General features: G+C 66.9%; 23 protein-coding genes and 7 pseudogenes. 16 read left to right on the top strand and 14 right to left on the bottom strand.

Going from position 1 to position 22,936, the window contains the following annotated elements; all coding sequences use genetic code 11:
- The first annotated feature begins 174 nt into the window (after positions 1–174).
- A complete protein-coding gene (locus S1361_RS38095; protein ID WP_208036350.1) occupies positions 175–1,374 on the top strand; it encodes a hypothetical protein in 1,200 nt (399 codons plus the stop codon).
- Positions 1,375–1,734: 360 nt separating this feature from the next.
- Positions 1,735–2,247: a hypothetical protein gene (locus S1361_RS38090; RefSeq protein WP_208036349.1), complete on the top strand. Its 513-nt coding sequence runs from the start codon at positions 1,735–1,737 to the stop codon at positions 2,245–2,247.
- 121 nt (positions 2,248–2,368) lie between these two features.
- On the opposite strand, the pseudogene S1361_RS38085 reads toward S1361_RS38090, so the two are convergent.
- A pseudogene (locus S1361_RS38085) lies at positions 2,369–2,566 on the bottom strand (DnaB-like helicase C-terminal domain-containing protein); the annotation flags it as partial.
- Positions 2,511–4,137 (bottom strand): annotated as a pseudogene (gene istA / locus S1361_RS40480) (IS21 family transposase); the annotation flags it as partial. The pseudogenes istA and S1361_RS38085, both read right to left, overlap by 56 nt.
- Before the next feature lie 775 nt (positions 4,138–4,912).
- Between istA and S1361_RS38075 the strand changes: the two are divergent.
- The 4 genes and pseudogenes from S1361_RS38075 to S1361_RS38060 all read left to right on the top strand — a co-directional run bounded on the left by S1361_RS38075 (position 4,913) and on the right by S1361_RS38060 (position 7,710).
- Positions 4,913–5,842, top strand: coding sequence for an AraC family transcriptional regulator (locus S1361_RS38075; RefSeq protein WP_243769468.1), 930 nt, complete (start codon positions 4,913–4,915; stop codon positions 5,840–5,842).
- 190 nt (positions 5,843–6,032) lie between these two features.
- Entirely contained in the window at positions 6,033–6,629 is a 597-nt protein-coding gene (locus S1361_RS38070; RefSeq protein WP_208036347.1) for a hypothetical protein, read from the top strand.
- Between the two features lie 206 nt (positions 6,630–6,835).
- Positions 6,836–7,270 (top strand): annotated as a pseudogene (locus tag S1361_RS38065) (transposase); the annotation flags it as partial.
- Positions 7,271–7,275: 5 nt separating this feature from the next.
- Positions 7,276–7,710 carry a hypothetical protein gene (locus S1361_RS38060; protein ID WP_208036962.1) on the top strand — a complete coding sequence of 145 codons (435 nt, stop codon included), beginning with the start codon at positions 7,276–7,278 and terminating at the stop codon, positions 7,708–7,710.
- Between the two features lie 147 nt (positions 7,711–7,857).
- On the opposite strand, the gene S1361_RS38055 is transcribed toward S1361_RS38060, so the two are convergent.
- The gene (locus S1361_RS38055) at positions 7,858–8,364 is read right to left on the bottom strand and encodes an NUDIX hydrolase (protein WP_208036346.1); all 507 of its coding nucleotides are present in this window, start codon (positions 8,362–8,364) and stop codon (positions 7,858–7,860) included.
- On the bottom strand, positions 8,357–8,518 hold the full coding sequence (locus tag S1361_RS38050; protein ID WP_208036345.1) for a hypothetical protein: 162 nt from the start codon (positions 8,516–8,518) through the stop codon (positions 8,357–8,359). Before S1361_RS38050 ends, S1361_RS38055 begins: the two co-directional genes overlap by 8 nt.
- 514 nt (positions 8,519–9,032) lie before the next feature.
- Between S1361_RS38050 and S1361_RS38045 the strand changes: the two genes are divergently transcribed.
- Positions 9,033–10,274, top strand: a complete 1,242-nt coding sequence (locus S1361_RS38045; RefSeq protein WP_208036344.1) for an IS701 family transposase — start codon at positions 9,033–9,035, stop codon at positions 10,272–10,274.
- Positions 10,275–10,449: 175 nt separating this feature from the next.
- Positions 10,450–11,246, top strand: a pseudogene (locus S1361_RS38040) (IS5 family transposase).
- Positions 11,247–11,264: 18 nt separating this feature from the next.
- Here the strand turns inward: S1361_RS38040 and S1361_RS38035 are convergent.
- The 3 genes from S1361_RS38035 to S1361_RS40125 all read right to left on the bottom strand — a co-directional run bounded on the left by S1361_RS38035 (position 11,265) and on the right by S1361_RS40125 (position 12,665).
- Positions 11,265–11,531, bottom strand: coding sequence for a hypothetical protein (locus tag S1361_RS38035; RefSeq protein ID WP_208036343.1), 267 nt, complete (start codon positions 11,529–11,531; stop codon positions 11,265–11,267).
- 56 nt (positions 11,532–11,587) lie between these two features.
- The gene (locus tag S1361_RS38030) at positions 11,588–11,944 is read right to left on the bottom strand and encodes a hypothetical protein (RefSeq protein WP_208036342.1); all 357 of its coding nucleotides are present in this window, start codon (positions 11,942–11,944) and stop codon (positions 11,588–11,590) included.
- Positions 11,945–12,341: 397 nt separating this feature from the next.
- Positions 12,342–12,665 (bottom strand): hypothetical protein, encoded by a 324-nt coding sequence (locus S1361_RS40125; protein ID WP_208036341.1) that lies wholly within the window; start codon positions 12,663–12,665, stop codon positions 12,342–12,344.
- A gap of 3 nt (positions 12,666–12,668) precedes the next feature.
- Between S1361_RS40125 and S1361_RS38020 the strand changes: the two genes are divergently transcribed.
- The 3 genes and pseudogenes from S1361_RS38020 to S1361_RS38015 all read left to right on the top strand — a co-directional run bounded on the left by S1361_RS38020 (position 12,669) and on the right by S1361_RS38015 (position 14,366).
- The gene (locus S1361_RS38020) at positions 12,669–13,415 is read left to right on the top strand and encodes a hypothetical protein (RefSeq protein WP_243769467.1); all 747 of its coding nucleotides are present in this window, start codon (positions 12,669–12,671) and stop codon (positions 13,413–13,415) included.
- Between the two features lie 27 nt (positions 13,416–13,442).
- Positions 13,443–13,619 (top strand): annotated as a pseudogene (locus S1361_RS40475) (transposase); the annotation flags it as partial.
- A 300-nt stretch (positions 13,620–13,919) separates the two neighbouring features.
- The gene (locus tag S1361_RS38015; RefSeq protein WP_208036340.1) at positions 13,920–14,366 is read left to right on the top strand and encodes a hypothetical protein; all 447 of its coding nucleotides are present in this window, start codon (positions 13,920–13,922) and stop codon (positions 14,364–14,366) included.
- 61 nt (positions 14,367–14,427) lie between these two features.
- Here S1361_RS38015 and S1361_RS38010 read toward each other — a convergent pair whose 3' ends face one another.
- Entirely contained in the window at positions 14,428–14,904 is a 477-nt protein-coding gene (locus S1361_RS38010) for a hypothetical protein (RefSeq protein WP_208036339.1), read from the bottom strand.
- A 35-nt stretch (positions 14,905–14,939) separates the two neighbouring features.
- Between S1361_RS38010 and S1361_RS38005 the strand changes: the two genes are divergently transcribed.
- Positions 14,940–15,671 carry a transposase gene (locus S1361_RS38005; protein ID WP_208036338.1) on the top strand — a complete coding sequence of 244 codons (732 nt, stop codon included), beginning with the start codon at positions 14,940–14,942 and terminating at the stop codon, positions 15,669–15,671.
- 170 nt (positions 15,672–15,841) lie between these two features.
- Here the strand turns inward: S1361_RS38005 and S1361_RS38000 are convergent, their stop codons facing one another.
- Both S1361_RS38000 and S1361_RS37995 read right to left on the bottom strand, forming a co-directional pair.
- The gene (locus S1361_RS38000) at positions 15,842–16,279 is read right to left on the bottom strand and encodes a hypothetical protein (protein WP_243769466.1); all 438 of its coding nucleotides are present in this window, start codon (positions 16,277–16,279) and stop codon (positions 15,842–15,844) included.
- A 224-nt stretch (positions 16,280–16,503) separates the two neighbouring features.
- On the bottom strand, positions 16,504–17,223 hold the full coding sequence (locus S1361_RS37995) for a TetR/AcrR family transcriptional regulator C-terminal domain-containing protein (RefSeq protein ID WP_208036337.1): 720 nt from the start codon (positions 17,221–17,223) through the stop codon (positions 16,504–16,506).
- A 123-nt stretch (positions 17,224–17,346) separates the two neighbouring features.
- Here S1361_RS37995 and S1361_RS37990 point away from each other — a divergent pair, with 123 nt between their 5' ends.
- Positions 17,347–18,066, top strand: a complete 720-nt coding sequence (locus tag S1361_RS37990; RefSeq protein ID WP_208036336.1) for a DUF4386 domain-containing protein — start codon at positions 17,347–17,349, stop codon at positions 18,064–18,066.
- Positions 18,067–18,259: 193 nt separating this feature from the next.
- On the opposite strand, the pseudogene S1361_RS37985 reads toward S1361_RS37990, so the two are convergent.
- Both S1361_RS37985 and S1361_RS37980 read right to left on the bottom strand, forming a co-directional pair.
- Positions 18,260–18,630 (bottom strand): annotated as a pseudogene (locus S1361_RS37985) (transposase); the annotation flags it as partial.
- Positions 18,631–18,668: 38 nt separating this feature from the next.
- On the bottom strand, positions 18,669–18,914 hold the full coding sequence (locus S1361_RS37980) for a hypothetical protein (RefSeq protein WP_208036335.1): 246 nt from the start codon (positions 18,912–18,914) through the stop codon (positions 18,669–18,671).
- A 146-nt stretch (positions 18,915–19,060) separates the two neighbouring features.
- On the opposite strand from S1361_RS37980, the pseudogene S1361_RS40120 reads away from it, so the two are divergent.
- Together S1361_RS40120 and S1361_RS37975 are read left to right on the top strand one after the other, a co-directional pair.
- Positions 19,061–19,306: pseudogene (locus S1361_RS40120) on the top strand (hypothetical protein); the annotation flags it as partial.
- Positions 19,307–19,518: 212 nt separating this feature from the next.
- A complete protein-coding gene (locus S1361_RS37975) occupies positions 19,519–19,677 on the top strand; it encodes a hypothetical protein (protein WP_208036334.1) in 159 nt (52 codons plus the stop codon).
- 118 nt (positions 19,678–19,795) lie between these two features.
- Here the strand turns inward: S1361_RS37975 and S1361_RS37970 are convergent, their stop codons facing one another.
- Together S1361_RS37970 and S1361_RS37965 are read right to left on the bottom strand one after the other, a co-directional pair.
- Positions 19,796–21,016 carry an alpha/beta hydrolase family protein gene (locus S1361_RS37970; RefSeq protein WP_243769465.1) on the bottom strand — a complete coding sequence of 407 codons (1,221 nt, stop codon included), beginning with the start codon at positions 21,014–21,016 and terminating at the stop codon, positions 19,796–19,798.
- Between the two features lie 624 nt (positions 21,017–21,640).
- On the bottom strand, positions 21,641–22,237 hold the full coding sequence (locus S1361_RS37965; RefSeq protein WP_208036332.1) for a DUF2867 domain-containing protein: 597 nt from the start codon (positions 22,235–22,237) through the stop codon (positions 21,641–21,643).
- A 103-nt stretch (positions 22,238–22,340) separates the two neighbouring features.
- Between S1361_RS37965 and S1361_RS37960 the strand changes: the two genes are divergently transcribed.
- The gene (locus tag S1361_RS37960) at positions 22,341–22,898 is read left to right on the top strand and encodes a TetR/AcrR family transcriptional regulator (RefSeq protein WP_208036331.1); all 558 of its coding nucleotides are present in this window, start codon (positions 22,341–22,343) and stop codon (positions 22,896–22,898) included.
- The last annotated feature ends 38 nt before the right edge of the window (positions 22,899–22,936 follow it).

The following is a 22,936-nucleotide window of genomic DNA, read 5'->3' as shown; positions in this document are numbered from 1 at the left end:
TGTACTGATTGCGTGGATCACATCGCATGGTGATTGGATTCCGGCGTATCGCCAGGAGGTGATCACGTGAAGACTTGCTCAGGGCCCGACCCAGAAGGCCGCACCGGCTCGCACGTGATGGTGCGAAGACACCTGACGAGATGCCTCTTCTCGCGGGCGGAAATGGCATGGGTTGTGCTGGTCCTGCTCCTGACGGCGCTGCCCGTGGGCTGGTGTGGATTCAAGGACTTCAGGGAGGCTTTGACTTTCGCGGGGTGCGTCACCGGAGCGGCCCTCATGTTGGCGGCTCTCATCATGCTCGTCGGTGTCGCCGCGGTCGTGGACTGCTGGGCCCGCGGGCCGATTTCCAACTTTGGAGTGTTCGCGCTGATCAGTACCGGCGTGGCGTTGTTGACTAACTTCTTGCTCGTGTTACAGACATGGAATGACGGCGAGAAAGTCGTCTACAAAGTGCTGTCCATTGTTCTCAGCGTAGCTTCGCTATCCACTGTCATCCTGGTGTGGCGAAGACTGGATGAGATCCCCACTCCGAGGCGGGTGGCTGCGGCACTCATTGTCTCCACGCTCGTAGCGGTCGCCAATTTTAGCTACCAGTACCTTTTCCAGCCGTACCGGCGCGAGGCCACCCCTCTCGTGCAGTTGAACGTGGGCAAGGCGGTGTTCAGTGCGGACCACAGTGTGTTTTCCGTGCCGGTCGACATCAAGCTCGTGAATCACAGCGATATGGGCTTCTACGTGCTGGGCGCCGAGTTCCATGCCATGGGAGAGGACGTGACGGTGAGCCGGACGGACCTGGCCACCTCGAGGTGGCGAAAGGATGCCGAGGACTGGGCTAGATACCCGGAGAAGCACCCGCTCACCCGCAGGGAGGTCTACCAGCCGGGCAAGCTGGTGGTGGCGCAGCCGTGGATGCCCCCCGGTAGTTGGGTCGAGGCGAACGACGAGTCGCGCACGCGGACCGTTGTCCAGCTTCCCAGTGACACGAATTTCGACAAGTTGACATTCTACGCCTCTTTGAGTCTGGCGCGTAAAGACCGGCTCGTTATGGAGCAATTTGGAAGCCCCAGGTATTCCTGGCGGGGCGTCGCTGTCCCTGGTTGGGTGAAGAGAGACAACGACGCCATCATCCAAACGGCCGAGATGCAAGAAAACAATGCGATCGATCAATTTACGAGATTCCGGCGCCGCGTCACTACCTATTGGCGCTTTGGCTCGCATGGTGTAGACGTGGCGCCGGTCATCGTGCCGGCGGGTGAAGAAGGCCGGGAATTCTCCGAGAAGACGAACCGCGAGGTACGGAGCCGCTACGGTCTGCTTGACGTCTTGGCGGGCCCGGTCGAAGAGACGCTCGACGAGATCAAGCCCCTGCGCTGACCAGCCCCTCCAGCTACATCACCAGGGTGAGAGCCGTTCACGCGATCCCAGGAGTATGAGTCCCCTATGCAGAGCCGTGCTTCCTGCACGGCCCGGCACAGCGTCTCGACGTCGAACATCTCCTGGACGAGTGGATGCCCCGCGGAGCGGCACAGGCCGATGAGGTCGCGTCCGTGATGTGCTCCCCGGGCGTGCGGGGATGGTCCCCTCCCCCGAGCCGGACAGCACGACGACCTGCGACTGCTCCCCGCGCGTGCGGGGATGGGCACGGGCAGACCCTCTAGGCCACCCGCACCGCCCCGCCCCCCAACTCCCGCGCGTGCAAAGCCGCGTCAGTGCGGATGGCGATAGGGTCCGGGCATGTCAGACGCGATAGCGACCGCGATCACTGCGGCGGCGGGCCTCGGCGGAGCGCTTCTCGGCTCGGTACTCCCGCAACGCTTCAACGCCCGTGAACGCGCCGCCGAGGCCGAAATCGCCGACCGGAGAAGGTCCTTCGAGGAGCGGCGAGAGGCATACACGGCCATGAACCGTGCCTCAGAGCAATTTCACACGCTCCTCAAGGACGCCCTGCACCGCATCCGTGACGGCGTCTATGCCGAGGAGGACCGTACCCGTCTTGAGGATTCCCGCAGGGAGTACCGCGACCGCTACGCGGCAGCCCAAATGATCGTCCCCTTGCGGATCATGGAGGCCTCGCGAGAACTCAACAAGGTGCTCGCTGAGATCGACGTGGCGGCCAAGCGCATTGACCGTGGCCTCGCGTGTGACGGCGAGAGTGCAGAGCACCTACTCGTCGAGGTAAAGCAGGCGGAGCCCCGGCTGGTAGCGATGCGGACACTGATGAGGGAAGACCTGGGGATCCGGGACTAGAGATCGTCTTCAAGGTTCAGATCCAGCGAAGGATTGAGGCGATGGTGACGGCGGCCTGGGAGGACTCGCGGGTCTTGTCGTAGCGGGTGGCCAGGCCGCGCCATTGCTTGAGGCGGTTGAAGAGCAGGCGCATGCCGATCTCGTTGCGGTCTGCTTCAAGGGAGAACACGGCGCTGGGTATGGCGTGTTTGATGCTGGCGCAGCGGACGAAGTCGAGGACAAGGGTGGACTTTCCCATGGCGGGGCGGGCGGCAATGACGATGAGCTGGCCGGGGTGGAGTCCGCCGGTGAGGGAGTCCAGGTCGGTGTTGGTCGTAGGCCGCGACCGATGGCAGCGGCCGGGTGTCCGGCGGCAGGTGGGCCAGGCGACGCTCGGTCAGGAACGTCACCGCAGCCTGGCCGGGCTCCGGCTCGGCCGCGGGAACTGGTGTGTCGTCGGCTTCGGCCGCCTTGCGGGCCTCCAGTGCGACGGCATCCGAGGTCAGCGCCCCGGCCCGCAGTGCAGCGGCAAGCCCGGCCACCAGGTGCTCGTGGTGAAGGTGCCGGCCCAGCAGCAGGACCTCGATCAGGGCCCGGGTGCCGTCACGGTCGCCGTGGGCCTTGCAGGCTGCCGCCCACCACGCGTCGTGGACCGGGGTGAACTTGCCTGCCGAGCGGGCCTGCTCCAGCGCGGTCGCGCCGGGGAACGCACCGGGCTTGCGGACCAGCGCCTCCAGGTAGTGGTCCAACTCCAGCCTGACCTGGCCCTTGGCGATCAACCGTTCGTGCCGGGCGACCTCCGTGCGTCCGTCGTAGACCACGACCTCGGAGGCGTGCAGCATCACCCTCACGGTGCGGCCGATCAGTTTCACCGGAACCGAGTAGCGGTTCGTGCGGACGCTGACCTGCGCGTATCGGTCCACCCGCAGGCTGAACAGCCGTCCCGTCTCGAACGGCTCGTCCGGCAACGGTTGCAGTAGCGGACGCTCGGCAGCGAAGTACTCGCCGATCGTCCGGGGCCGGGAGCGGATGCGGCGTTCGTCGTCCTCGTCGTCCCACCGCTCGACCATCGCGTTCAGTTCGGCCAGCGAGCCGACTTCCGGGACGGGGACCAGGTGGTTTCTCTTGAACCAGCCGATCTGACCTTCAACCCCGCCCTTCTCGTGGGCGCCTTCAAGTCCGGGGGCGGCAGTACAAACTTTCAATGCCGTAGTGCGAACGGAACGCGGTCCACCGTTCGTTCTCCACCCTCGCCCTGGACAAACCCAGAACGCGAGCAACTGCGGCCCGCAAGTTGTCGTAACGGACCTTGCCGGTCGGCACCCCGCCCAGCACGCTGAGAGCGTGGACGTGGCCTTCGAAGAACGCCTCCTGCCCGCAGGACGCGAAGATGCGGTGCACGGCCTTGCCGGAGTAGGACAGGCGCATCGCGAACAGGTAGACCTTGACCTGCTCGCCGGCCAGACGGATCGTCACGTCCCCGAAGTCGACCTCCGTTTCGGCCCCCGGCACATGGGTTTGCGGGATGAACGCGTTCAACGGCCCCCGGCCCGCCTCGATCCGTATCTGAGGGCGGCGGTCGGCGACGTAAGCCCGCACCATGGGATAGGTCACCTCCACCGCACCGTGCTCGTCGACCAGGCGGTCGAAGATCCGCTTGACGGTGTGACGCTGCTTGCGCGGAGCATCCAGATCCGCCCGCAGCATCTGGTCGATGACCGGCTTGAACGCATCCAGCCGCGTCTTGCGGGGCGGCAACGGCTTGCGAGGTTCGGGCCAGACCGAAGCCATGGCTGCCCTCACCGTCCGGAAGCCGACTCCGTACTTGCGCTGCAAGGCCCGGTTCGAGACCCCCGCCCGGGCATCACGGCGAATCGCCGCGTACAGATCGACCTTGGACTTCGGTGGCACAGGCGCCACCCCCTCACCGCGGAGAGCACTCCGATCCTCCCACCGCAAGCACCCAAGTGGTGTCAAAAATCGGCGATATCACTCTTCACCGACACCGGGCGCTGTCGCTCCCGATCGACAACCGGTGTCAGGACTCGCTGATAAAGCCAGCCGGCGCCTTCGACGCCTACGGCGTGCTCGTCCTCCTCCCGAAGTCAGGATGGAGTTACCCGGACCGGGAGAGCGCCACGGCGCAGGTGTCTCGGTGAGATCAACGTCTTTCCCGACGCCGACTGCAGGACCGCGGTCCCCGGGCCCGAAGGCGAAGCGAAGGGCGATCCTGACTTCGCAGGTCGGGGAGTTGGTGTGCGCCTGCGGTGATGTACTCGCGCCGGTCAGAGGTGTGATCCTCTTCGCGAGATCGTCTGTCACCGGTGGATTTCGGTGTTCGTGAGGACGAGAAGGGCCCGCAGGAGGGTGGTGACGTGCCGGGCGGTCATACGGATCTTGGTCGGGAAGCGCCAGGACTTCAGGTCCGCGAAGCCGTGCTCGACGGCAGCGCGCTCGCGGTTGAGCAGGCGGTTCGCTTGGACGACCAGGCCGAGGGGGCCAAATCAGGCCGAATGGAGCGAGACTCTTTGCTGCTTCTTTGCCTCTGGGCATGCTGGTGGCGTGCCGGGCCGGCCAGGTCCCGGTTTTCATCCACGCTGCGACGGGGGCAGAAGCGGTGATCGAAACAGTGTTCAGTACCGAGGACTTACCGGGGGCCGACCGGGTCGACGCATGGCGGGAGAAGTTGTCCCAGATACACGCACCCGTAGACCTGGTCTGTCGTCCCGACTCCGACTTCCGCGCGCAGCAGCGCGTCGTCCAACTGGGGAGCGCGCTCGTGTGGTCCTCGGTCTGGTCGCCCCAGACCATCAGGCGGACACCGCGGCTCATCCGCCAATCCGACCCCGAGATCATCCACCTCTCGCTGATCACCAAGGGCACCGTGGGTTTCCGCATGGGCGGCCCGGACGCCCTGTACGGCCCTTACGAGTTCCGTACCAACGACTCCTCCCGCCCCTGGGAGATCCTCTTGGGCCCTCAGGGGGAAGGCGTGGACGCCGTGAGCGTCGACGTGCCCCGAGCGCGCCTGCCCCTGTCCTCGGACGATCTCAACCAGGTGATCGGTCACCGGATGACAGGACAGGAGGGCGTCGGGGCCCTGCTGACGGCCTTCGTCGCCACCTTGGTGGACAACCCGCGTTCGTACGCCGCCGCCGACGCACCCCGGCTGGAGACGGTCCTGCTCGACCTGCTCGCGGCCGTGTTCGCGAACGCGCTCGACGCCATCGACCGCCTCCCCGCCGAATCCCGGAGGCGGACCCTGACCCTGCGCATCCAGGCGTTCATCCGCGACCACCTGCACGACCCCGACCTGACGCCGACCGCCATTGCCGCCGCGCACCACATCTCGACCAGCTATCTCCACCGGCTGTTTCAGGACCGCGAGACCACGGTGTCCGGCTGGATCCGCCACCTGCGTCTGGAGCGTGCCCGCGAGCAGCTCGCCGATCCCGCCAGGAGCGACGTCCCGGTGCATCTCGTCGCCGTGCGCGCGGGCTTCGAGCACCATCCGGTCTTCACACGCGCGTTCCGCTCGGCCTACGGCCTGTCGCCCCGCGACTACCGCCGCCGTGCCCTGCTCCAGGAGATCGGCGACGGACCTGCAGCCGACTGAGCGCGGACGGATCGTCAAACAACCGTGGACTGGGCGTCAACATGTCAGCGATCGCAACCCAGAAGATGACATCAGCCGCCTGAGACCAGGCGGAACTGAGGTCCCATCACGGACTACCCGGGAAGGCATCGAAGATCGCACTCTCTGAGATGGGCAATGGACAAGAGCGAACAACAAGGAGGAGTAGGCAGTGAGGAACAGCCTGGCCGCGGCGGCTGCCACAGTGGGGATGACCGCATCGTTGCTGACTCTCATGCCGGCGACCGCAGCGAACGCGGGGCCGCTGATCTGCGACCCGGGAAGTCACAGTGTGGACTGGGTCACCACAAGTCGGACCCGGGTGCTCACCCACAAGGTGAAGGGGTACGAGAAGGAGTACACGGGCGGTAGCCGCACGATCACGAAGACTCTCGAGCACTCAAAGACGCTGACGTCCGGGCGGAGCGTCGACTCAGGGGCTTCCGGAGGGTTCGGAGTGAAGGGGATCCTGATCAGCTTGGATGCACACGTCAACGGCAGCTACGCGCACGAGAAGGGCCACACTACGACGCGAAGCGTCAGTGTCTCCGACACACTGACGAAGAAGGGCCGGTACTTCTTCTACCTAGGCAGACTCAAGGCTTCGGGGTATTGGGTCGGGTACCGGTGCGACGGCGGTACCAAGTGGATCGAGCAGGCCCACGGCCGGGCGAGAAGCTACGGTGCCGCGATAGACGGCGCCGTGCGTTGTGGCGAGCGGGTGAGCAAGAAGAGCATGGCCGACCTGGTGCAAAAGAAGTACTGCTGACCGAAGTCGCCGGTTGCCACGGCCGCCCCCGCCTAGAGCTCACGAGCCTGAGGAGTGGCGGCTCAATGGGATGGGTGGAGCAAGGGGCGCGGAACGATGGCTTCCTCAACTACGCGCCATGACATCGCCACGGTAGTGCGACACCCGAGAGTTCGCCTGAGCCCCGCTGAGTCCTTGCCGCTGCGGCCAGGGTGATGTCACCAACGGCCTGCCCCAAGTCCGCACAGCCCGGAGCAACGAAGGCAATGCAGGAGATTTACAACGCCGAGTCCCGCACTCACGCCGAGAAGGCGATCGAGGCGTTCGCGAAGACCTACGGCGCCAAGTTCCCCAAGGCCGTCGCGAAGATCACCGAGCACCGGGACGAACTGCTCGCGTTCTACGACTTCCCGGCCGAGCACTGGATCCACCTGCGGACCACCAACCCCATCGAGTCGACCTTCTCCACGGTCAAGCTCCGCACCAAGGTCACCCGAGACGCCGGCAGCCCGGCGGCCGCGCTCGCGATGGTGTTCAAACTGGTCGAGTCCGCCCAGGCGCGGTGGCGCGCGATCACCGGAGCCCACCTGGTCCCCCTGGTCCGCGCCGGTGCACGCTTCGAGAACGGCATCCTGCTCGAGCGGTCCGAGGTGGCGGCGTGAAGGACATGCTCGCGGCGCTTGACGAGTTGACCGACCGCGATCCGAACCGTCGGGACGTTGCCGCTGCAGTCCTCGGGGACCTCCTGCGCGGCACCGCGCTCGACACGGACACCGCCTGCCTGGTCGTCGGACGCCTGGTCAGCCTGGCCGTCAACGAACCGGAAACCAAGGTCCGCGAGTCCGCCCTGAACTCGATCAGCGAGGCCTTCAACCACCACCGCCTGCCCCTGCACCTCGTCGAACTGCTGGCGACCGCCATGCCGACGATGGAACACGAGCTCCTCGAATACGCCCTCTACGTCCTCGGCGCCACCCACGACCCGCGGGCCCGGCCGCTGATCGAGCCGTTCCTCCACCACCCCGACCCACAGGTGCGCGAAGATGCCCGGCTCGCAGCAGCCGACATCACCGCGCCGGAAGGCCCCATCCACAACTCTTGACTATTGCTCCCTCGACGCGGTGCCAACGTCAAGCTGCACAGCATCAACCGCACCCCCACCGACGGCCGGCCACACCTGGTCGACCTCGGCATGCCCGTCTTCACCGACACTCCACCCTGACCGAGGGGCATGCACTTCAGGTGGCCCTCAGTGATGCCAGGGAAGTTGAATCGGATCATCAAAGGCTTGCCCAGCCACAAGCTCGGCCGTCAACTTGGCTAGGCCGAAGGGATAAAGCGTCTCATTAGTGGCTGCCAGGTCAGTGATGGGCCACCAGCGGTGCCCAGCGTGGTATTTGCGCTCGTTCGCCTCCTGGCCAGTCACATCGACCTGGTGGCTTGTGACACGAAGTTGGAAGAAGACGTCCCGGAAGACGCCCTCAGCCCATCCGACATCTGCATATCCGGAGGTTTCCGCTACTGCTGATCCCAGGGACTCTGGTTCCACGGACAGTCCAATCTCTTCGCGAAGCTCGCGGGCTGCCGCCTGTGCCAGAGTCTCCCCGTCTTCGACACCGCCGCCGGGCGTGCACCATCCGTGACCGCTCGAGGGAGCATCTGGGTCGACATGGAACTTCAGCAAGAGCAGGCGGTCTAGCTCGTCGATCAACAGAACCCGAGCGGATTCGCGGCGATAACTTCCCTGATCAGACATGCCAGCAGCGTACCCGCGACGACACCAGCAGACAGTCGAGTTTCGCGCCACGGGCAGGTCTCTTCCCTAGTCCGGAAAGGGCATCCGGACTCACCAACTCCTTGCCCGCGAACTGCGCGCCCGCGGCCACCAGGTCGACGTCGAACACCTCCACGTCCATCTCCCGCGCGTCCTCAAAGCGGCCGACACCAGCACCGGAGCGAGCGCATGGCCACCACCGGCCTGTACGACCTCATGACCACGGAGGCGATGACTGCACCAGTTCCGGACGTCAGGCGAGGACCGGTGGAGAACGGCTTCATCGTCTACCGCGGCCCACCAGTGAGGCTGCACACCCTATCGAGTGGACGCTCGGCGTCGTCGATCGGTACTCGGTACCGCTCACGACGGACGTGCCGATAATGCGGCAGTGAGCTGGCCCTGCACGGCGGCAGCGGGCTTGACAATAACGTCGCCCTGCATCGACTCGAACTGCGAGGCACTGGTCGGACTCGACGACGGCCGGCGTACCTGGTCGGCGCCCGCACAGTTCGCCGCGTTGCGGCGCCGACTCGAAGATGCGCCGCGGCGCCGAAACCTGTCAAAACGCGGGTCCGGCAGCAGGCTTACTACTCCAGCAGCGGTTCGTGTCCTGAGCTGGCAGTTGTCGTTGTGCTGGTATGGAGGGGATGGCTGAAGGCTCGGTATGGGCTGCTGAGTTGGATTCGGTCTTCGCGCGGGTGGCGGAGAGGTTCGGCAGGGCGGATCTGCGGTGGCGGATGCGAGACTACGTCCGTGGACTGCTGGGGCGGGCGACGCGCAAGAACGGCTGGCAGCTCGCGGAATGGGCTGGGCACCGCACCCCGGACGGTTTCCAGCGGCTGCTGAACAGCAGTGTCTGGGACGCGGACGCTCTGCGTGACGATGTCCGCGAGTACGTCGCGGAACGGCTGGGGCCGGACGGAGTGCTGATCATCGACGACACCGGGTTCGTCAAGAAGGGCACCACCTCGGCCGGTGTCGGCCGGCAGTACACCGGCACCTCCGGAAAGATCGACAACTGCCAGATCGGGGTGTTCGCTGCCTACGCCACCGACGTGGGCCGGGCTCTGGTCGACCGGGAGCTCTACCTGCCCAAGTCCTGGACATCCGACCGTGAGCGGTGCCGGGCCGCCAAGATCCCTGACGAACGGCCGTTCGCGACGAAGGGCGAGCTGGCCCGGGACATCGTCCGCCGCTGCCTGGCCGCCGGCCTTCCCGCCGCCTGGGTTACCGCGGACGAGGCCTATGGACAGGACTGGCACTTCCGCCGCCTGCTCGAGCAGCTCGGCGTCGACTACGTGGTGGCGGTGCCCAAGTCCCAGCAGATCAAGTCCCTGGCCGGGATCTGGCGCATCGACCAGCTCATCGAGGATGCTCCTGCTGATGCCTGGCAGCGGCTGTCCTGCGGCAAAGGGGCGAAGGGCCAGCGAGTCTACGACTGGGCCGCGGCCAAACTGCCTGCCAACTTCATCTTCGATCCCGACCCGCCGACCCATCACCGCTGGGTGATGGCCCGGCGCAGCCTGTCAAACCCCGGGGAGATCGCCTACTACCTGGCCTACGCACCCGCCGGCATCGAGATCTCCGACCTGGCCAGCATCGCCGGCAGCCGCTGGGCGATCGAGGAGTGCTTCCAGGCAGCGAAGAACGAGTGCGGCCTGGACGAGTACGAGGTCCGTCGATACGTGGGCTGGTACCGGCACATCACACTCGCCATGCTCGCCCACGCAGTCCTGACCGCACTTGCAGCCCAGGCCGACAACGACGCAAAGGGGGCTGCAGAAACGCATCAGCCCTCATCCCACTCACCGTGGCGGAGATCCGGCGGCTCCTGGACGCTCTCCTGCCCCGCCCCCGAGCCATCCACGACCCCGTCACCCACGCACTGACATGGTCGGCCTGGAGAAGACGCCGTAAGGCCATCGCCCGCCACTGCCACTACCAAACACGCAGCTCAGGACACGAACCGCTGCTGGAGTATTACAGCGGCTAACAGAATGAGGTGAGGTGGTGCCGTGGACCGTGTCTGTGCGGCCGATTGGGCCGTTGCCAGTGCATGGGGGCATCACCGGGATCGTGTCGGATGAGTTGTGGGAGCGGATCGAGCCGCTGTTGCCGAGGAGGGAGCGCCGGTTCCGGTACCCGGGCCGAAAACCGCTGCCGGACCGGCAGGTGCTGTGCGGGATCTTGTAAGTGCTGCACACGGCCATCCAGTGGGAGTACCTCCCCAAGGAACTGGGGTTCGGCTCGGGCATGACGTGCTGGCGCCGACTGCGGGACTGGAACGAGTCCGGCGTCTGGCAGCGACTGCACGAGGTGCTCCTGGCTGAGCTGAACGCAGCCAGGAAGCTCGACTGGTCCCGCTGCGTGGTCGACTCCTCGCACGTCGGAGCGCTGAATGGGGGCTCGCGACGGGCCCGTCGCCGGTCGACCGGGGCCGAGCCGGCTCCAAACATCACCTGATCACCGACCGACACGGCACACCACTCGCCGTCATCCTGACCGGCGGCAACCGCAACGACGTCACCCAGCTCCTGCCCCTGCTGGACGCCGTCCCGCCCATCCGAGGCCGGGTCGGCCGGCCCGGCCGCAGAGCAGTTGCGTTTCTACGCGCGGCTACGACCACGACCGCTACCGCAAGCGGGTCCGCGCCCGCGGCATCATGCCCGCCATCGCACGGCGCAGCACCGGACACGGCTCCGGGCTCGGCGCCTACCAGTGAGTGGCCGAGCGGACCTTTGCCTGGCTCCACGGCTTCGGCCGACTGCGTGCGCTGGGAACGACGAGCAGACATCCACGAAGCATTCCTCAAACTTGCCTGCTGTCTGATCACCCACCGACAACTCAAGCCATTCTATTAGCCGTTGTAAGAGCAGGGGTCAAAGCTCCATGACGATTCCCCACACCAGCGCGGCAGCGCTTACGAAGGGGGCCAGCAGCATCACGAAGAAAGCGGAGCTGGACAGCTGGGCCGGATTCCGTTGCCCGGCCTCCCGCCACTGCCCGTTGCTCCAGGCCACGGCTACGAAGAGGACGATCATCAACCAGTAGGGGCCACCATGCCGGAACAGCTGTACCGCACCAGCCGCCAGGCAGAGGAACGAGAACCCAGCGATGTAGGCGGGTTTGATGCCGTAAAGGGTCAATTATCCTACCTCTCTTGTTGTTCTTTAGTGTGGTTGTGCTGAAACGGCGCAACCACTCAGGGGCCGCCGTAACCGCCCGAGTTGTCTTCGGGATCCTCCGTCGCGCACAGGGAGGGCACCAGGCGCTGCGCCAGTGCGTCTCCGGAAATCCGCGTCTTGGTCACACTGCCATCTTCGGCCACGGTCAGCGCCGCATAGAAGGCCATGGCGATCCAGTCGCCGGGATGGTGGTGGAAGAGCTCTACGGTGTCGTGCGGATACTCCGTGCGCAGCCAGGCGAACGCCTCTTCGTACTTCCCGGCGCCGGGGTCGCTGATCACCACCGTGAGCCGGCCGGGCTCCCCCCGCCACACCCGGATGTGCGCACCGCCCACCGCATCGAGGCCCTGCCATGGGTCATCGTCGCGGTTCAACTCTGGGAAACTGCCTTCGCCGGTCCACCCGGGATCCCTTCCCTGCGTGACGACGCTCCGCCCCACTATCTCAGGCGGGCGCTGTCGGAGGGGAGCTTCAGGCACTGCCGAATGCGGCGTGAGATACAGCGGGCCCAGCTGACGACTGGCCAGCCAGTGAGCTCTTTCAGCGTGGCCACTGATCGGGTGACGGGATCGATGCCCACAACGCACGAGGCTCCGGTGCCGTTGGGGGAGGTGTTCGAAGTCTCAACACTGAGGCACACAATCTCGATCGCCGCTGGTCAACACACCCTCAGATGGGGTAAGGTGCGCAGCACCTCTAAGGCCCGCAGGGCATAGAAACGTCGTGCGATCGCCCTCGATGGCTTTCGATGCCTGGGCGTGCGCAGCACCTCTAAAGCCCACAGGGCATAGAAACAGCCCGGAGTCGATGGGGACGTAGAACGCCTTGCGCTGCGTGCGCAGCACCTCTAAAGCCCGCAGGGCATAGAAAACCGAGGTAGTCGGCCGACTCGGCCACCCAGGGAACGTCACGTTCGCGCCCGGCGGAGTGGTGGTTGCCGTACTCGTCGGCGGCGTTCTTGTACTCGTGGCCGTAGATCAGGTGGCGACTGGTGCGGCCGCAGGCATCGGGCTCGGGATCCGGGCAGCAGCCGTGGCGCAGCCCGAGCACCTCGCCCGGGCGCATCCCGGTGAGGTAGGCGATGACGATGAACACGCCGTGACAAGCAGCCGGATCAGTCCCGGCGTCTCGGCGAAGTCGCATTCCCATCTCCCGGCTGGGCGCGGAACTGCGCACCCAGTCCCAGTTGGAAGTCCAGGTCACCGAGGGCCAGCGGACGACCGGCTCTTCTGGCGGCGGCGCACCTTCCTCGGCACCGCGACCGACGAGTCCGGCTACCTCGACTGGACCGCCGACCCGGCTCCGCTGATCCGCTTCGTCATCAGCTACGTCTGCTCCCGCAGCCAGATCACGCGCCAGTACCAGAGGGTTCTCGACGCTCTGCGCGGGCGCGGCCTTGACGCGGAGCTGGCGCACGCCGACGGCGGCGGCTTCCAGATCCGCATCGGGCTGTCGGACCTGACGTACCTGCTGATCGGCGCCGACGAAACCCTTCCTCCCCGGCTGGAGCATGTACAGTGCTGGCACGTCGAGCACTACGGCCCCGAAATCCGCATCGCCGTGGTGTACGACTCGATGCCGCACAACCGCCCCCGGGGCGCCAGACTCGGCGGCGCCCACGTGGACGTGATGGCCGACCATGTCGCCCGGTACGTCGCCAGCGTCATGGCCCGCTACGGCGGCCGTCACCCGCTGGGCGCGCCGGTCCGCCTCCAGCAGGACGCCACCTCCCCCGCCACCGTCGCGTGGCTGCTGGAGGAGCTGGTCCGGCTCCCGCGCCACCACGGCGAGCTGACCAACGACGGCGGTGCGCTGAGGGGGAAGGCTTCTCGGCGATCGTCCTGAAGACTGAGGGGGTGGGCCCCGTCCGACGAACAATGGGAACGCGACCGCCACGGCCACTCATCCGACCGCATCACCGTCGAACACACCCTCGCCGACCACAAACGCTGGAAGCAACTGACCCGCTGGACCCATCGCCGCGACCGCCTGCCCGACCCCTACCACGCCATCGCCAGCCTCGTCTCAGACCGCACGGCCAACGTCTGAAGACGGTCGTGAGTAAGGCAAACACCCCTCACCCGATATCAGGCACCAACTCGTTAGGGTCACCGACAAAATCCGTCTACCTCGGTTTTGCGGTCTCTGATCGTGACGATCCCGTGTCGGTGTCGCCGGGACTCGCTGAGCGCTCCGGTTCTGCCGGAAGCGGCAAACGGGTCATCCCGCGTCCCATTGGGCCCTGAGTGGCGGATCCTGCGGTGTGTCGCTCCTGCCCGCCTGACCGCGGAGTCAACATTCAAGAAGGGGCGTTCGCGAGGCGCCTCGCATGTGAGCCAGGAGGTTGGCATGAACCAGTGGGTTACCTTGCCACCGGAGCCGGGTGAAGAGGTGCTATGTGTGAAGAGAGGGTCAGCCGCGATTCCAGGAACTGAGCTCGCGCTACAGGGTGGTCTCCTCATTCTCACCAACCAGCGCATCTATATCGGACCGTGGGACACCCGTCTGGTAGGTGATCTGCTTACGAAGATAGCTGGCAAGCTGGGGCCAGCGGGGGCGGCCAAGGCAATGGATCTGGTTGCGGGGTGGGCGAATAGGGCCCGGGCTGTGTCGTTGCGGGAGATTCTCTCGGTGGCACCGTTCCGGAAGAGTTCGCTTCGAATCACGACCCGCGACGGCAAGCATCGTGACTTCGTGATCGCAGCGACGATGCGGTCACCCATCTGGTCGCGGAACAACGCCCCGCACCGCGACGAGATGCTGGCCGCGATCCGTCAGGCGGTTACCAGCTCCTAGCTGGCGGGCTTGGCATCTGCTAAGGGCTGTCCCGTAAAAGATCTCCGGGGTCGGCAGTGTGCTACCCCATGACCGCGCGGGCCGCGTCCAGAAACGCCAGCCGGTTGTCCTCCAAGTAGTCCCGCACGCTCTCGCCGTCAGGCAAGCCTTCCCACACCGTCCGGTTGAGGTCGAGGAAGTACCCGCGTGCCGCGTCGTGCACGGGCAGGGGGAACTGGATGCGGATGAGCCGCTCCGCAACCCACAGCCTGTTCATGACATCCCGGGTCGTGAGGAACCAGGCGTCGGTGCGCTCCCACTCGGAAGGCCGACTGAAGGCGCAGCGTTCGGCCTCGGCCCCCACCTCGATGAACCGCTCCAGCAGCGCGAGCCGTTCCCCGCGCCGGGCCTCCGACAAGGCGATCTGTTGCCGTTGCTGTTCTGCGCGTTCCGCCGAGAGTTGAGTCCTGTGCTGAACGAGGTAGGACAACACGCCGCCGAGGACAACGCCGCCCAGCGATATGAGTGACACCCAGACCTGACCTGCCATGACGGTCATCGTGCCATGCCGCCGATCTTTGAGACGATCTGGCTGTGGCTGGTGTGATCACGGCGTCGGAGCCGTCCTGGATAGCCCCGTTCACCGGGCTGAGCCGACGTCAGTTCGGCAAGCTGATCACCGCGTTACGACGCGAGGGCGCGGACCCGGTTCGCAAGGGCCGGCCGTGGAGCCTGCCGCTGGAAGACCGGGTGCTGCTGGCCGCCGCGTACTGGCGCACGAACCTGAACCTGCGGCAGCTTGCGCCGCTCTTCGGCATCCCGAAGTCGGCGGCCGACCGCATCATCGACCACCTCGGGCCGTCACTCGCGATCCAGCCGCACACGAGGTCCCGCAAAGACACCGTGCTGATCGTGGATGGAACCCTGGTGCCCACCCGTGACCACACGGTCGCCGAGCAGTCGAAGAACTACAGGTACTCGACCAACCACCAGGTCGTTATCGATGCCGACACCCGGCTCGTGGTCGTCGTCGGCCGGCCGGTGCCCGGCAACCGCAACGACTGCAAGGCGTGGGAGCTGTCCGGCGCGAAGGACGCCGTCGGCCGCACCACGGTCATCGCAGACGGCGGCTACCGGGGCACCGGCCTGGTCCTTCCGCACCGTCGCGAGCGCGGCCAAGCCGAACTCCCCGACTGGAAAGAGGAACACAACGCCTCTCACCGCAAGGTCCGCGCCCGCGTCGAGCACGTCTTCGCCCGGATGAAGAGCTGGAAGATCCTCCGCGACTGCCGCCTGAAAGGTGACGGCGCTCACCTGGCCGGGTAACCGAGAAACGGGCTGATCAACCAGCACACCGTAGACGTTTGCTGGACAGCCCTTAGGCAGCGCGGCGAGAAGGCACCGGCCGACGCGTAACCGCCGAGCGGCGCCCTGTCGCACAGGTAGTCGAAGGGTTCTCAGCTCTGCAGCGGCAGATCGGTGGTGTAGTCCACCGATCAGATGACGTTCCCCGTGGTCACCCGTTCCGGCTTCCGGGTCTTCGCGTGGCAGTACAAACGCAGGCGCACCCATCGGACCTGGCGCAGCAGCGGCTCCAAGGGGAGCGGGGGTTCGTCCTCCGGCCATGCATCGCTGACCTCGCCGGAAGCGATGACGGCGAGGTGAAGGCTGTCGGTCTCGGCCCGGAGGCTCATCTCCTCCGCGGGCTCCCATGCGCCACTCGTCTCAGGGGCCGGCTGGCCGTCATGCACTTGAATGGTGAGCTGCAAGGGCCCGGTGTCGGTGGTGGTCAGGACTACGGCGCTGGCATCGCCGGCGGGACCGCACCGCCAGCCATAGGGCATCTCGTCCGGGTAGTCGTCGCGCTCGGTGAAGCCGATGAAGTATCTGCTTTCGCCGAGGTCGACGGTGAACTCTGCTTGGCGGACCAGCATGGACAGCCCCTGATCTACACAGCGGAGGTGCCCCTTCCCGAGGCAGTTGGAAAGGAGCACCATCGGTCTAACGCATGATGGTGCGGTAGTTCAGACGATCACGAAGAAGGGGTCGTGATCCATGCATAGGACGCACGGCGCCGGTTGGTGATAGTCCCGCCTTGACTGTCGTTCTCCGTACTAGGCGGCCTACTGCCGCCGGGACGCCGACGGCCACCCGCAAGCTACCCGGCGGTGCGGGTGCCCGGCCTGCGCTCGGCGGAGTTCCAGCCCTGCCGGTGGAGCCGTTCGAAGCCGTCCAGGAGGACGTCCAGGGCGAACTCGAACTCGAACTGGTCGTCGCAGCCACTGCCCACGGCCGACTGCCCGTCGTGGTACCCGGCCGTGGCGACCTCGATGATGTGGGGGTACCGTGCGGCCAGTTGGCCGAACATTGCCGCCCGCGCCTCCGGGTCGGCCGGTGGCAGCGGCGTGGGGAACACCTCCTGGGTGAACCCCCATATGCGGCTCCCGAGAGCGTGCATGACGTGGTGGGTGAGGTCGACGGAGAAGCCGCCGGCCCGGAACGTTCCCATCAGCGAGTCCATGTACTCCAGCACGACGGGCGGGGCGTGCGTGCGCGACTCGATCACCTGGGATGCCCAGCGGTGGCGCAGCAGCGCCTGCCGGGCCGAGAGGATCCTCTGCCGGATCGCGCGCTTCCAGTCCGCGCCCGGCGCCGGCGGGTCGATCTCGCCGACGATGACCTCGACCATGCCGTCGAGCAGCTCCTCCTTGTTCGCCACGTGCTTGTAGAGCGCCATGGGCACCACTCCCAGCCGTTCGGCCAGGTTGCGCATGCTCAGCGCCTCGATGCCGAGGCCGTCGGCGAGAGCCACCGCGGCGCGCAGAACCCGCTCCCGGTCCAACGGCACGCGGCGAGGGGCCGTGGCGGACTCGGTCATGCCGCCCACCGCCGAGGTCCCAGAAGTCCTCGATTCTTCCCACTTGACATGTGTACAGCGTACACCTAGCGTGCGGAGCAGTCAGGTGTACGCCGTACGCCTCTGGTTCAGGAGGGGTCTCTCATGACTTCCGACCGAAGGGCCGCCATGGTCGGCGGCCTCCTCTACCTCGTCACCCACGTCACCTCCGTCGCCGCGCTCGTTCTGTACGAGCCGGTGCTCAAACACACCGACTACGTCGTCGGTCCGGGGTCCGACACCGGGGTGCTGGTCGGAGTGCTTCTCGAGGTGATCCTGGCGCTCGCCGTCGTCGGGACGGCGGTCGCGCTGTTTCCCGTCGTCAAGCGGCACAACGAGGGCGCCGCGCTGGGTTATGTGGGCCTGCGTACTCTCGAAGCCGGGGTCATCGCCGTCGGCGTCGTCCCCCTACTCGCGCTCGTCACGCTGCGGCACGACCTGGCCGGAACGGCCGACTCCGACGCGACCACGCTCGCAAGCGCCCTCGTGGCCTTCCACAACTGGACGTTCCTGGTCGGTCCCAGCTTCGTCTGCGGAACCAACACGGTGCTGATTGCCTACCCGCTGTACCACTCAGGCCTGGTGCCCCGCTTCATACCCGTGTTGGGGCTGGCCGGCGGCCCGCTGGTCTTCGCCTCGGGCGCCGCTCAGATGTTCGGCGTCTACGAACAGTTCTCGGTGTGGGCGGCCCTCGCCGCCATCCCGGTGTTCGCCTGGGAGATCTGCCTCGCTCTGTACCTGATCCTCAAGGGCTTCCGGCCCTCGGTCGCGGCCGGGCCCGCCGCGGTGCCGTCCGGGGCCAGCGCCTATCCCGCGGCCGTGTGACCCGGCCGCCTACTGCGACAGGGGTGACGGTGACGTGGGCGGCGTCGAGTAGCCCGCCGGCCCCAGCCAGGGCGGTGTAGTGGCCGGTGCGGCAGGTCAAGACTAGCGACCCAGCCTCGCGGCCCTCCTGATAGGCGTTCAGGGCTGTCAGCGCGGTGTTCGCGCGGAGGGCATGGGGGTCGGGGCTGCCATTAGGATTCGGGCCTGTCAGCTCCCCCTTTTCAAAGCCCGCATGTTCACGGAGTCGATCGCACAGCGGGACCAGTCCAGCTCGCCGCGGGCACCGAGTTCGTCGAGGACCAGGCGGTGGAGCTTCGCCCACACCCGGGCCTTCGACCACTCCGCGAAGCGCCGGTGAGCCGTCGCTCCAGACGGCCCCAACGAGGCGGACGGCAGCTGCTGCCGTGTGCAGCCCGATGTCGCCACGAACACGATCGCGGCCAGCACCTCTCGGTCACCGTGCCGACGCCGGCCTCCGCCCTGTGGACGGATCGGCGCCTCCGGCACCACCCTCTGGAACAGTTCCCACAGCTCATCCGGCACCAGCCGCTCAACGATCCGCAGCCCAGCAGGTTATCGAACGCACCAATTGAGATGGCCTGTTAGAGGCCGAGGCCGATCCCGCCGTCGCCCTGGTAGCTGGGGCCCGGGGGGTCGTCGTCGTCCGTGAACGCCACGAGCAGACTGATGATCGGCGCCATGAGCAGGATCTGAAAGAGGGGATATGCCCAGATCAGGTGATCGCGGAAAACCAGCAGGCTCACGGGTATCTCGAGGGCGACCGCCACAACGGCGATCAGAAGGCCGATGACACGCCTCCTGTCCAGACGGGTGCGTCCGCTTCCCATGGTGTCCCCCTTCGCTCGTGGCTGGTCCAACGCCCAAGGGGTAATACCCGGGGCGACACCGTGGAACGCCCGCTGGCGGGACGCGGGGCTGGTGACCGAGTCGCACGAGCGGTTGCGCGAGACCGTCCGCCTGGCTGAGGGCCGCAATGACGAGCCGAGTACGGCGGTCGTGTGCGTCACACTTCCGAGACGACTTCTTCGACTGCCTGACCGCCCGCGGGACGCGCTGTTCGAGCTGGCCGATGCGCTGCGCGGACGGGCCGGTGACTGCGCCCGTGGACCTGACGTTGGTGGCCGAACATCGGCGCGAACACGGCGCGATGTACGACGCGTTGAACAACGGGAACGTCGAAGTGCCGCGACTGCGACAAGTGCTAGTGCTTCGCCCTGTTGGCGAGGGCTGGGCCATCAATACAGAGTGCACCGCAGGGAGTTGATCGCGCAGGGCCGGGATGCTGATGTGTATGCCCTGGATGAGTCCAGGGTGCTCCGGCGATACCGGCACGGGGGCCCACCGGTCTGGAGTCACACCTGACGACGCACCTTGCGGCATGTGTGTATCCGGTGCCGCGGGTGTACGAGATCACCGACACCGACATGGTTCTTGAGCGGGCCGGATGAGATCGAGGCTGTGCTGCAGCGGCACCGGGACGTAGGCCCAGCCCTGGTGACCGCGACGGCCGCGACGGACGCCGACAAGCAGCTGGTGGCGTATGTCCGACCGGCCGACGGCGCCCAGCCCGACGAGGCGGAGCTCCGGTGAAGAGAAACACCAACCGCACACCGGGAAGACAGGGAAAGCCGGGAAAAGAGGAACTGCCCGCCACTCACCCCCCGCAGCCGTTCCACGCCCCGCAATCAGGCACACGGCACGTGGCAGGTCACACCCCCCGTAGAGTCTCCTGCAGCCAGTCGAAGACGACCTCGCCATGCTGCCGCGGCGCCATGGGCGAGCAGTGCAGCTGCGCACCGGTCGCTGCGGTGAGCTTCACGTACTTCTTCGGGGCCGTCAGCTTGTCGAACATCCGGCGTGGCTGACCCGGGTAGAACTGCTCGAAGTCGTAGTCGAGGACCAGCGTGGGGGCTTTGATACGGCCCACGACGTTCGTGATGTCGAGGGACGCAATGAGCCTGGCCGGGGTGTAGAAATCGGTGAACAGCCTGCCCTGGCGGGCGGCAAGCATCGCCGGCACGGAGAAGGGCTCGAAGCGCTTTTTCACCGTCGCGGCCTGTGCAGGCGACAGCTGTGGGGCGACCTCCTTGTTCCAGACGTCGTTGGTCTCCTGCCTGCTCGGAGTGAGAACCTTTTGCAGCTCCCCGAAACCCGACCACGGATTCAGACAGCCGGGCATCGCCACCAGCGCGGCGATGCGCTGCTCGAAGGCCGCGGCCCGCGGGGCCAGGTCGCCCCCCATACTCAAGCCGGTGAGGGCGATTTTGCCGGCGTCCACGTCGGAACGGGCGGTCAGCCAGTCGACAAGCGGCGTGACCACGGTCTCCCAGCGTGGGGTGAACACCACCTGGTCCACGAAGATCAGCTGCCCCTGCCCCGGACCGTCATAGACGAGGGCGTTCCAGTCCCGGCTCAGTGCGGCACGCACGCCGTACGTCCACATGTCGACGTTCTGCCCGTCGCTGCCGTTGGTCAGGATCACGGTAGGACGGCGGCGGCCCGAGGCGTCGGGTCGGAACAACCACACGGGCAGCGGGGTCGTTCCGTACGGAACCTGCGCTGTCACCGGCGCCGGATCGCACAGCCCGCAGAACGTATCCCACGCGCCGCGGCACGCCTTGTACAGCTGCTCCTCGCTGCCCGGGTCGTCGCAGCCCAGGACGAAGAAGAGCGCCTGGGAGTAGTACTGCGACGCCCTCAACGCCCGAAAGCGTCTGGTCTCCCGGTCGGGTTCGGCTCCCTGGGGTGCCCTCATCAGCTGGTCGCCAAGCCTTTTGAAGGTCTCGACGTACGTCTGCGCCGACAGACCGCTGTTGTTGATCGCGTTCACGGCCGTGAGCACCTCGCCCACATCACCGCTGCCCTCATCCGAGCCGCCGAGCGCCAACAGCGCATTGAAATTGAACTCCGGATTGTCGAACAGCGTCATCGCCCCCGGCGTGGGCCCGCCGGCAGACGCGGAAGCCGTACCGGAGACAGCAGGCTGCGCCGAGGAGGCCTGCGTGGTGGTACAGCCCGCAGCGAACACGGCAGCCCCCGCCACACCAACAAGCCCGGACAAAGCGCTACGCCGTCCTGGGCCGAGGGCATCGTCAGACGGTACGGGTCTCATGGGCGCCCAATGTATGACCCTGCTCCTCCCGCCACACCGCACGACGCCCACACGTGCCCCGAATAGCCCTCCGGGCTGGTCTTCCCCGTCATCGTTAATCCCCGGAGGCCGCCTGGTCGCGTACGAGGCGCAGCGGCCGGTTTCGCAGGAGCGGACGACCGGGTAGGGGCCGGTGACCACGGACGACGTCCGCGCAGCCCGTCCCACCCACCGCGCAGCAGCCCCCGAGTGAACAGGCCGACGACCTTCTGCCGGCCGGCTGCTTGCCATTGCAGAAAGCGCCGCCCTCGCTGGTGCGGTCGCGAGATTGGTCAGCCCCGGGTGACGTGTCGGTTCACCGCGTGTGACCGCCCTGGACGCATCGGCTGCAGGTCTCGTCCGAGTGCATGTGGGTGGTGCGTCCCCCGTGCGCACCAAACCCGGTCGGAGTGGCGGCGGGCGTCAGGGCTTGGGGGCGGGAGCGGTCGCCTGCCAGCGGGTGCCGATGGTGCGCAGCAGGTTGTCGTAGACGCCGAGGTAGCGGAAGGGCTTGATGGCGGCCATGTAGAGGTGACCGAAGGGACCGTTGGGCTTGACGAGGACGGCCATCTGCCCGCGGTAGCCGCCGGAGCCGTCCGGGACCCAGCCGAGGTGGAGCACGCCATGCATCGTGCGGTTGGCGATCTCGGCCGCCCACTCGCCCTCGGTCTCGTAGACGGGGGTGAAGCGGGGGTTGCGGGAGGACGACAGGTCCTGGCGGAGGTCATCGGGCAGCCGGTCGCGCAGGGTCGGCACCCGTGCGCCCAGGCCGGCGTCCGGCTTGTCCCATCCGAACAGCGCACCGAGCTTCCAGCGGATCGTGAAGAGGGCGCGGGCGACGGGCGAGGTGACGAACGGTTCCTGCGCGGGGCCTGCGCCGCTGAAGAGGGCGACCAGACGGGGCCAGTCGTCGGCGCTGCCCGGAGTGGGCAGCGCCCAGACGTCCTCGAGGCGGAAGTCGTGGGCGATGGCGTGGATGCGCCAGGGACGGGAAGTGTGGGCAGTCTTGGGAAGCCTCATGCCGAGCCCCTGTCTATACGGTGGCGTATAGACCTAGGCTAGCCCTGTGTGTACGGAGGCGTCTATACGGGTCCGTACATCCGGTGAGTCGAGGAGGCAGGGCATGGGAGTCACCCGTACGCCGCGCGGCGCCTGGATCGAGCAGGGAATGCGGGCGCTCGCCGCCGGCGGTCCGGAGGCCGTTCGCATCGAGGTGCTGGCGCAGGCGCTGGGCGTCAGCAAGGGCGGGTTCTACGGATACTTCCGCAACCGGGACGCGCTGCTCGGCGAGATGCTCGACGCTTGGGAGCGGGAGGCCGCCGAGGCCGTGATCGAGCGGGTGGATGCCGGGGGCGGGGACGCCAGGGCCCGACTGGAGCGGCTGTTCACCATCACTGCGGCGGCCACCGGGCCGGTGACGGGCGTGGCCTCGGAGCTGGCCATCCGCGACTGGGCGCGGCGCGACGAGGACGTGGCAGCGCGGCTGCGGCGGGTGGACAACCGGCGCATGGAGTACCTGCGCGCACTGTTCGGGGCCTTCTGCCCCGACGAGAAGGAGGTCGAGCTGCGGTGCATGCTCGTCTTCTCCCTGCGGATCGGCAGCTACTTCATCGCCGCCGAGCACGGAGGGCTCAGTCGGGCGCAGGTGATGGAGCTGGCGCGGGAGCGGCTGCTGACGTAGAGGCGAGGCACGGGCCACGACCGAGTGCTTCCCGTGGC

The sequence above is a fragment of the Streptomyces cyanogenus genome, from assembly GCF_017526105.1.
Classification (GTDB): Bacteria; Actinomycetota; Actinomycetes; order Streptomycetales; family Streptomycetaceae; genus Streptomyces; species Streptomyces cyanogenus.
Note: the sequence above shows the minus strand (reverse complement) of the source record. Positions and strands in the feature narration are given on the sequence as shown.